Raw genomic sequence first — 7,456 nt, 5'->3', positions numbered from 1 at the left:
GTTTTCCCCTGAAAATGACCGCCGGTCATCGATATGGTGACTGGCGGTCATTTTCAACCTAATAGGCACACTTCTGCCGCGAGGTTATGAACAGAGACTTGTGAGAGGTCGGAAAATCTGAAGTCCTTAGGGATCCTTCTGCTGGCTCTTTGCGAGACGAATACAAGCTACTTGGAGTATGCAGAGGCTGACAGTCATGCAGATCAAAATAAACCTCGGGATCTTGCTGCGTTGCAGCGCCGCAACCGCCCGGCCGTCGTGAGATGAAGTTCAACAAAGGGCTCCGAGCGGGCTTGCGGCAGTGCATCGAGCTGTAGACCTGGCTGACAGCAGCACCCGTCACTCTCGGTCCATTGCGGTCGTCGCCGGGCCGCTCCGCCGCTTAACCGAAGCGGCCATTCATGAAAGCCGCAGCATTTTTAACAGTCCGAGGTCGGCGGTGCGGACGAAGCTGCCGGTCACTACATGAGCCTGACGGCCGACATGACCAGCAGGATCGACATCGTTCCCGTAATCAGGCGGATGAGCTTTTTTTCTCCCCCCGCCTGAGGGCGTGGGATTACAGATCGCCGCCTGAGAAAGGTTCTTCGTGGAGCGACCCGTGCCCAGCAATTGTGACCGTAGTGAAGTCATCACGGGTAAGTTCCGCGCGCGCTCGATCTTGGCCGCTCAAAACGATGTAGACGGGCAACTGGATGGCATCTGCGGGACGCGGCGCCCGGTCTTCCAGCCAATGGCGGCTTTCATGAGCGTTGTGCTCATTGGCTTGCGCGGCGGTGGCTGCGAGAGAGATTGCGAGGGCGGTGAAGATACGTTTGCTGAACATGATGTTCTCCTTTCTGGGCGTCATGAGGTTTGGGAAGTGAGCGGCATTAAACCGGTGCCCGCTCGTGCGCGGCTCCCGGTAACGGCTTGCTCTTTTGTCGCTCCGGGGATCTGCGGCCGTCTTGCGGTGGCTGGCAGGTGAGTTCGGGCCAAGCGCGGGCCTGCGAGCCAAAGTGGCGCTGATTTTCAGGTCAAATCTGCTGTCGTTGACCCTGAGCCCGTCGGCGTTCGACTTTTGCCAGAAGGACCAGGCTGGCGGTCAGCAGAAATGCCGCGTTGAGCGGGTGTAAGGACAACGGCAGCGGCTCTCCTCCGGCGGCCAGCGCCACCTGGAACAGGTAAAGCACAAGGACCAGGCTGGCCCACCAGCCAAAGCCCCGCAACCGGGGGACGGCGAGTGCTCCACCAGCAAGTGCCAAGACGGGAACAGCCAGAGTCCCGCCTATGGCGGTGTGCAAGCTCCACAGATCAGAGTCCTGGAAAAGCGCGGTGCCGGCGCTGAGGAATTGACCTAAGAGGCTAATGGGCAGAGCGCGAGCCGCAAGTGTGAACCAGGAAGGCGTGCCTGCACCGAGATCGGTGAATGTGTCATGCATCTTTTCCATGAGTCACGCTGCCATCGGTTGGGAGGCTTCAATCCACTGGGTCAGCGTTGCGCGATAGTAAGTGGCGGCAACAGAAAGTTCGTCCGACGTCAGCTTGTCCGCGCGATAAAGGAGGAACGGCTCGGCCCAGACCAGTTTGCAGCGGTGCGCTGTTGCGCGCAGCGGGGCGAGTAGATCGACCATCGGCATCAAGTTGCACGCCCCGTGGCTGTAGGCCTCGGGCGTATTGCCTGCGGTAGCCGCGATCATCAGCGGGGTGCCCTCCAGCCGGCGGCCCTCGGCCTCATAAGCCAAGTAGAACATTCGCGTCAGCACAGCGTCTAGCCAAGCCTTCAGCAGTGGCGGAGTGGAATACCACTGCACCGGAAATTGCAGCACGATCCGGTCAGCAGCCAGCAATCGAGCGGCTTCCGCTTCACCGTCACGGAAAAGGTCGAACCCTTCCGGGGCGGCAGCGGTCATGTCCACCACCTCGACGCCGGGCAGGGACTCGGCGGCACAGGCCAGCGTCACATTGGCTTTGGAGCGGGTCAGATCGGGGTGAAAGAGCAGGATCAGGGTCTTGGTCATCGTCGTCTCCTTGATTGGATAACCGGACGATGCTGTACCTTGAGAAATCATTCCAATCGGTCGTTCATCTAGTCTATTATCAGCTTCATGAATTTGCGTGGACTCGATCTGAACCTTTTGGTGGTTCTCGATGCGCTGCTGGACGAGGCGCATGTCAGCCGCGCGGCTGACAGGTTGAACATGTCGCAACCCGCTGCTTCGGCCGCCTTGCAACGCTGTCGACACCTGTTCCGCGATGAGCTGCTCGAGCGCGGGCGCGGCACAATGCGACTTACTGCCAAGGCGGCATCACTTCGCGCTCCCCTGAAAACGCTGCTGGCCGGTGTCACCGATCTGGTCGATCCGCTCGAGGTGCCGTTGTCCGAGGTCCATCAACACATTCGGATCGCGATGGCTGACTATCCGGCACTCGTCGTCGTTGGTCCGCTGCAGCGTGCCTTGAGCGAGACCGCTCCTGGCATCGACCTCGTCATTCAGCCATGGCACGGCGCTGCGGCAGCGAAGGCCGCGCTGGTGGATGGAAGCACTGACCTCGCCATCTCCGTCCTTCCTGAAGACGACGAAGAGATTCAACGTGAAGAGCTTATGTCCGAGAACTATGTTGTCGCGCTACGCCAGGATCATCCCGCGCTTGCGGCCTTCGACCTCGATAGCTGGCTCTCTTGGCCTCATATCCTTGTATCGGGACGAGGAGAGACCCGCAGCCAGCTGGACACGGAACTCTCCAGGCTTGGCCGGACGCGCCGCGTTGGATTGGTGGTGCCTAGCTTCGGCATGGTGCCAGATCTGCTGCGCGGCTCGGAAATGATAGCGATGCTGCCGTCCAGAGTTGTGGCCACCGCAGGTGACTTGGTGACCCTCCCGACCCCGATCCCTGTAGATGGCTTTCCTCTGCATCTGGCTTGGCATCGACGTCGTGCCAAGGACCGCGCTCTGCGCCATGTCGCATCACTCTTAGCGGCGGCGCTGAGGTAATCCCAGGTGGCTCGTAACCAGAACATCCCAAATCTGCTCCGTCAGTCCGAATGGCCGCAAAGTGTTGATTTCCACCCAGAACTGATCCGGGTTTTCCATCGAGAAGTGACCCACCTTGGATTATGCCGAGGGGGTCATGATTGGGTCAAGACATGGCTTCCCTCCCTCTTTTTCCGCGTTGCTGCAGCCGCGCTGTCCTTGAAGCGGAAGCTGTCGTTTCCGGTCTCGAGGATGTGGCAGCGATGGGTCAGCCGATCGAGGAGCGCGGTGGTTATCTTGGCGTCACCGAACACTGTGGCCCACTCGCTGAAGCTGAGGTTCGTGGTGATGATCACGCTGGTGCGCTCGTATAACTTGCTCAGCAAATGGAAGAGCAAGGCGCCCCCTGAAGGGCTGAACGGCAGGTATCCGAGCTCGTCCAGGATCACCCGGTCGAGGCGGGTGAGGGTCTCTGCGATGTGTCCGGCTTTTCCCTTGGCCTTCTCCTGCTCGAGAGCGTTGACGAGTTCGATGGTCGAGAAGAAGCGCACTCTCCGGCGATGATGCTCGATGGCATGGATGCCGAGCGCGGTTGCGATGTGGGTCTTCCCGGTCCCGGGGCCGCCGATGAGAACGACGTTCTGCGCTCCTTCCATGAACTCGCCGCGATGCAACTGGCGCACCGTTGCCTCGTTCATCTCGCTGGACGAGAAGTCGAAGTTGGGCAGATCCTTGTAGGCCGAGGGTGTGCCCGATGCGGTGCGGCAGGAGTACGCGCGGCCATGATACTGCGCCTGTTCTCCGTCTTGATCCTATGCCTTGTCACGCTGACCCCGCAGGCCCGAGCGCATGAAATCCGGCCCGCCTTCCTGCAGATCGACGAGGTCGCACCGCAGCGTTACGAGCTCCTCTGGAAGGTGCCGACTCGCGACGGCATGGTGCAGAACATCCGCCCCGCCTTCGATCCGGCCCTGACCCTGACACTGGTGCCCGGCGAGACTCTCGTCGAGGGCTTCGTGCTCTTCCGCTACGGCCTCACCGGCGACGCGGGGCTGCCCGGCACTGAGCTGCGGATCGACAATCTCGACCGCACCACCATGGACACGCTGGTCAATGTCGCGCTGCTGGACGGCACCCATCAGAGATTCCTGCTGCGCCCGCGCGAGCCCGCCGTGACCATCCCCGAGGCGCCGTCGACCTGGGCCGTGGTGCAGACCTACACCCGGCTCGGCATTCAGCATATCCTCGAGGGGGTCGACCACCTGACCTTCGTCGCCGCGCTGATGCTGATCGTGCGCGGCTGGCCGATGCTGCTGAAGACCGTCACTGCCTTCACCGTCGCGCATTCGATCACGCTGGCGCTCGCCACCTTTGGCTACGTCTCGCTGCCGCCCCCGCCGGTCGAGACGCTGATCGCGCTCAGCATCCTGCTGGTCGCCGTCGAGGCCATCCACCTGCGCCGCGGCCGCCACAGCCTCGCGACCCGCTGGCCCTGGATCGTCGCCTTCGCCTTCGGCCTCTTGCACGGCTTCGGCTTCGCCGGCGCGCTGGTGAAGATCGGCCTGCCGCAGGGAGATATCCCACTGGCGCTGCTGTTCTTCAACGTCGGCGTGGAACTGGGCCAGCTTACCTTCATCGGTGCGCTGCTGGCGTTGGTGGCGCTGCTGCGCCGCCTCGTCGCCCTGCCGCGGGCAGCTCCGGTTGCTGCCGTCTATGGCATCGGGATCATCGCCACTTTCTGGGTCTTCGAGCGACTGGACGGGATGTTCTTCTGAACTGGATCGGGCTCCAGGTCCCGGTGATCTGCTTACACATGGCGCGCCTCTTCGAGCGGGGAGATCAACCGGCAGCACCGCGTGAACGCGCGAGCGTTGCCAGGGCGCATGCATTCCGCCAGGGCGAAATCGGTCTCCATGTGTCCGACGAGGATGCTCACGGGGATGTCGCCCGCGTCTCGCGCCAGAGCCAGTCCCCCCGAACGGCCCGCTGCGCGCTGAGACCCCCTGTGTCAGCGCATTGACCACCTTCATTGCCATCAATGGCCGCTTGTGAACGCCTCGGGCCATTGCCTTTCGGCGGCCACGATGTCCTGCGATAGCGCGACTGCACGATAGGCGCGTCGCTCCTCGTTCATTTCGGCCTCACCCAGGAAGGTTCTGAGGCTCAAGCCGTTGCTCATCCGGCCATTGCTATTTCGTTCGCCATGGGTTGCAGCAACCCAGATGCCGCCGTCAGCGGGAACGCCGAAGGTCGTGCGCGCATCAGTAGGTCCGCGTCGGGACGCGTGCTCAAGGGCCCTGTCGAGGATATCGCCCAGCGTCAGGATACGTATGACCTCGGCATCCAGTTGCGCCAGGAGGGCCTCTCGGGGATCACCAATGCCGCGCTCCGCCCAACGCTGAAGCGCGTGAGCCAGGACCGGCAGATGACACCATGCCAGTCTCTGCGTGCGCGGATCGAAAATGATGCTGTAGTACGTGATCAAGTCGCACGCGTGTTCGGCGTTGGCGTTGCCGCTACGCTTCTCCAAGATATCCCGCCCTGCTGTGCGTGAAATCGACACCAGGACCGGAGCATCGACGGATCCTCTGACCTTCGCATAGACGATATCCGGCCGCCGGATCATCTTCTGGGCAGCGCGCCCGAGCGCCTTGATGGATGTCCCGGCTCCCCTGAAAAACCTGATCTCATCAGTCGCCGGCAGTGCCGCAGCCTCGCGGATCGCGCGAAGTGCGAGGCCACGTGACAAGGTTGCTCGCGCCAAGGCCGCCGACATCCTCTCGCTCATTCAGTTGCTCATCCTGTAGGACGCCCCATTCTCTGGCTACAGGAAGACACAACCTCGATCACAGCGGAATAAGCATTGACGGCGGGCGACCACCAGATCAACTTTGAGTTCGCCTACGTCGGCGATGGCCTTGGTAAAGGCGGACTGGGCACGCTCTCCGTGGATGGAACAGTGGTTGCCGAGGGACGGATCGAAAAGACTGTGCCCAACCGCTTCTCTCTGGATGAAACCCTTGACGTGGTGAGGATACAGGAACCGCGGTGACGCCCGATTGCGAGGTTCCATTCCACTTCACCGGAAAGGTCGATCAGGTCCAGATCAAGTTGCAAAATGCAACGTCAACAGAGATCTGCCGTCTCCTGCCCGCGCGGCAGGGGACGCGCCCTTGCCTCCGCAACCAATTTGGCTCTGTGCTTCATGGTGCGGAATGCGTCACTGCCGACGCGCGTCCAATGTCGATGTCTTCAGTCGCTGCCGAGCGGCAAGAACTCATCCGGGAACCTCTGCACGACGCCGGAAATCCCTTCCGATATTGCCAGGTCACGGTACAGGGCTTGTGACGGGCTCACCAGATCACAGCCAATATACGTCAGGACGGTCACAACGCATCGGACCTTCACACCACGAGCGCCGTAGCTATCGACCAGAGATTTCTTGAGGCAAGACACTGCCGCGACCCAAAGTCCTCCATGGGCATCCGGGACGCCGAAGCGCGCGACCTGCCCATTTCGGTCCGTGATATTCTGGGCCGAAACTTCCGTGGCGGCGTCGAATAGGCCGCTGTGAAAAATGGCCATCAATACCGCTCGGTCGAGCTTCCGAAGGAGATCGATCCGGGGGTCCTTCGCGCCGCCCCTCTCGATCCATCTTTGGACTGCGTGCCGGGTTAGGCTAATTATGGAGTCGTCGGTTCCAGCACTGCTGATCGAGATATCTCGCAGCACATAACTGATCATATCCTGACGGAAGTCATTCTCTCGGTCTACGTACTTCATGCCAGAGTCACGGCCGGCGCGGCGAACCAAGACTCGCAAAGAGAGATTTCGGCCAGCCTGAACAGGCTGGGCGTAGATGCAACCGGGGTGCCGACCAATCCGTGCTGCCACACGGCCGATCGCCGTGATGCTCCGCCCTGTTTTGCCCAAAAAGGCTCTGTCGACTATGGCAGGCGTCGGGGACTCGTTGATGGCCTTCTCGACGAGCTCAGTCGTCAGACCTCGCGATAACCAAGCGCGGGCATGCGCCTCACTAACCTCTCCTCCGATCATGCCCTTCCTCCCTATCGAGAAGCTTGTCACGCGCTTGAAAGCTGGTCGATTCTGAAATCCATAACCTGGTCCGGACTTCATCGCCTGCAACAAGGATAGGGACGTTGCAGGTGCCGTGGGCGCTTATTTTACGACTTTCTTCCGGATCAATCGGCGTCGCAAAGAAAATTCTCCGACCAACGCCGTTTCTTGTGCCGGGAGAAGGGAAAGAAGGGCTTGGACTGGTCACGGTTTCAGCGAGTTTCAACCGTTTCGGGACGGACGCTGGGTCTCGCGGGACCTTTCTTGGTCGGACATCCGCTCTGCAACAAGGAGACCGTGCCGGGCCTCCGACGCGGCCGGCCCGAAAGTCGAGATCACGGCCCGTCCTCCTTGCCGGTGATTTGGGGGGACATCGCGTTGGTTCGGCGATCACGGGGTGCCAGATCGGGAGCAAGGTGCCGCGA

8 protein-coding genes and 1 pseudogene are annotated in these 7,456 nt (G+C 61.4%); 3 read left to right on the top strand and 6 right to left on the bottom strand.

The window, feature by feature from the left end:
* Positions 1–559 precede the first annotated feature (559 nt).
* From PVT71_RS29240 to PVT71_RS29230, 3 genes are all read right to left on the bottom strand, one after another.
* A complete protein-coding gene (locus tag PVT71_RS29240; RefSeq protein WP_353476782.1) occupies positions 560–826 on the bottom strand; it encodes a hypothetical protein in 267 nt (88 codons plus the stop codon).
* Between the two features lie 190 nt (positions 827–1,016).
* A complete protein-coding gene (locus PVT71_RS29235; protein WP_353476781.1) occupies positions 1,017–1,430 on the bottom strand; it encodes a DUF6220 domain-containing protein in 414 nt (137 codons plus the stop codon).
* A gap of 3 nt (positions 1,431–1,433) precedes the next feature.
* Positions 1,434–2,000: an NAD(P)H-dependent oxidoreductase gene (locus tag PVT71_RS29230; RefSeq protein WP_353476780.1), complete on the bottom strand. Its 567-nt coding sequence runs from the start codon at positions 1,998–2,000 to the stop codon at positions 1,434–1,436.
* 87 nt (positions 2,001–2,087) lie between these two features.
* Here PVT71_RS29230 and PVT71_RS29225 point away from each other — a divergent pair, with 87 nt between their 5' ends.
* A complete protein-coding gene (locus PVT71_RS29225) occupies positions 2,088–2,975 on the top strand; it encodes a LysR family transcriptional regulator (RefSeq protein ID WP_353476779.1) in 888 nt (295 codons plus the stop codon).
* A gap of 134 nt (positions 2,976–3,109) precedes the next feature.
* On the opposite strand, the pseudogene istB reads toward PVT71_RS29225, so the two are convergent.
* Positions 3,110–3,694, bottom strand: a pseudogene (istB, locus tag PVT71_RS29220) (IS21-like element helper ATPase IstB); the annotation flags it as partial.
* A 42-nt stretch (positions 3,695–3,736) separates the two neighbouring features.
* Here istB and PVT71_RS29215 point away from each other — a divergent pair.
* Positions 3,737–4,729, top strand: a complete 993-nt coding sequence (locus PVT71_RS29215; protein ID WP_353476778.1) for a HupE/UreJ family protein — start codon at positions 3,737–3,739, stop codon at positions 4,727–4,729.
* Positions 4,730–4,989: 260 nt separating this feature from the next.
* Here the strand turns inward: PVT71_RS29215 and PVT71_RS29210 are convergent, their stop codons facing one another.
* Positions 4,990–5,742, bottom strand: coding sequence for a hypothetical protein (locus PVT71_RS29210; protein WP_353476777.1), 753 nt, complete (start codon positions 5,740–5,742; stop codon positions 4,990–4,992).
* 75 nt (positions 5,743–5,817) lie between these two features.
* Here PVT71_RS29210 and PVT71_RS29205 point away from each other — a divergent pair, with 75 nt between their 5' ends.
* Positions 5,818–6,006 carry a hypothetical protein gene (locus PVT71_RS29205; RefSeq protein WP_353476776.1) on the top strand — a complete coding sequence of 63 codons (189 nt, stop codon included), beginning with the start codon at positions 5,818–5,820 and terminating at the stop codon, positions 6,004–6,006.
* Between the two features lie 200 nt (positions 6,007–6,206).
* Here the strand turns inward: PVT71_RS29205 and PVT71_RS29200 are convergent, their stop codons facing one another.
* Positions 6,207–7,010 (bottom strand): hypothetical protein, encoded by an 804-nt coding sequence (locus PVT71_RS29200; RefSeq protein ID WP_353476775.1) that lies wholly within the window; start codon positions 7,008–7,010, stop codon positions 6,207–6,209.
* Between the last annotated feature and the right edge of the window lie 446 nt (positions 7,011–7,456).

Origin of the sequence: Salipiger sp. H15 (genome assembly GCF_040409955.1) — a bacterium.
Taxonomy (GTDB): Bacteria; Pseudomonadota; Alphaproteobacteria; order Rhodobacterales; family Rhodobacteraceae; genus Salipiger.
This window is presented reverse-complemented; position numbering and strand designations above follow the sequence as displayed.

Bases quoted from the DNA above. Each gene is read 5' to 3' on its own strand.
- PVT71_RS29240 (WP_353476782.1), bottom strand. From the start codon at position 826: ATGTTCAGCAAACGTATCTTCACCGCCCTCGCAATCTCTCTCGCAGCC.
- PVT71_RS29235 (WP_353476781.1), bottom strand. From the start codon at position 1,430: ATGGAAAAGATGCATGACACATTCACCGATCTCGGTGCAGGCACGCCT.
- PVT71_RS29230 (WP_353476780.1), bottom strand. From the start codon at position 2,000: ATGACCAAGACCCTGATCCTGCTCTTTCACCCCGATCTGACCCGCTCC.
- PVT71_RS29225 (WP_353476779.1), top strand. From the start codon at position 2,088: ATGAATTTGCGTGGACTCGATCTGAACCTTTTGGTGGTTCTCGATGCG.
- PVT71_RS29215 (WP_353476778.1), top strand. From the start codon at position 3,737: ATGATACTGCGCCTGTTCTCCGTCTTGATCCTATGCCTTGTCACGCTG.
- PVT71_RS29210 (WP_353476777.1), bottom strand. From the start codon at position 5,742: ATGAGCGAGAGGATGTCGGCGGCCTTGGCGCGAGCAACCTTGTCACGT.
- PVT71_RS29200 (WP_353476775.1), bottom strand. From the start codon at position 7,010: ATGATCGGAGGAGAGGTTAGTGAGGCGCATGCCCGCGCTTGGTTATCG.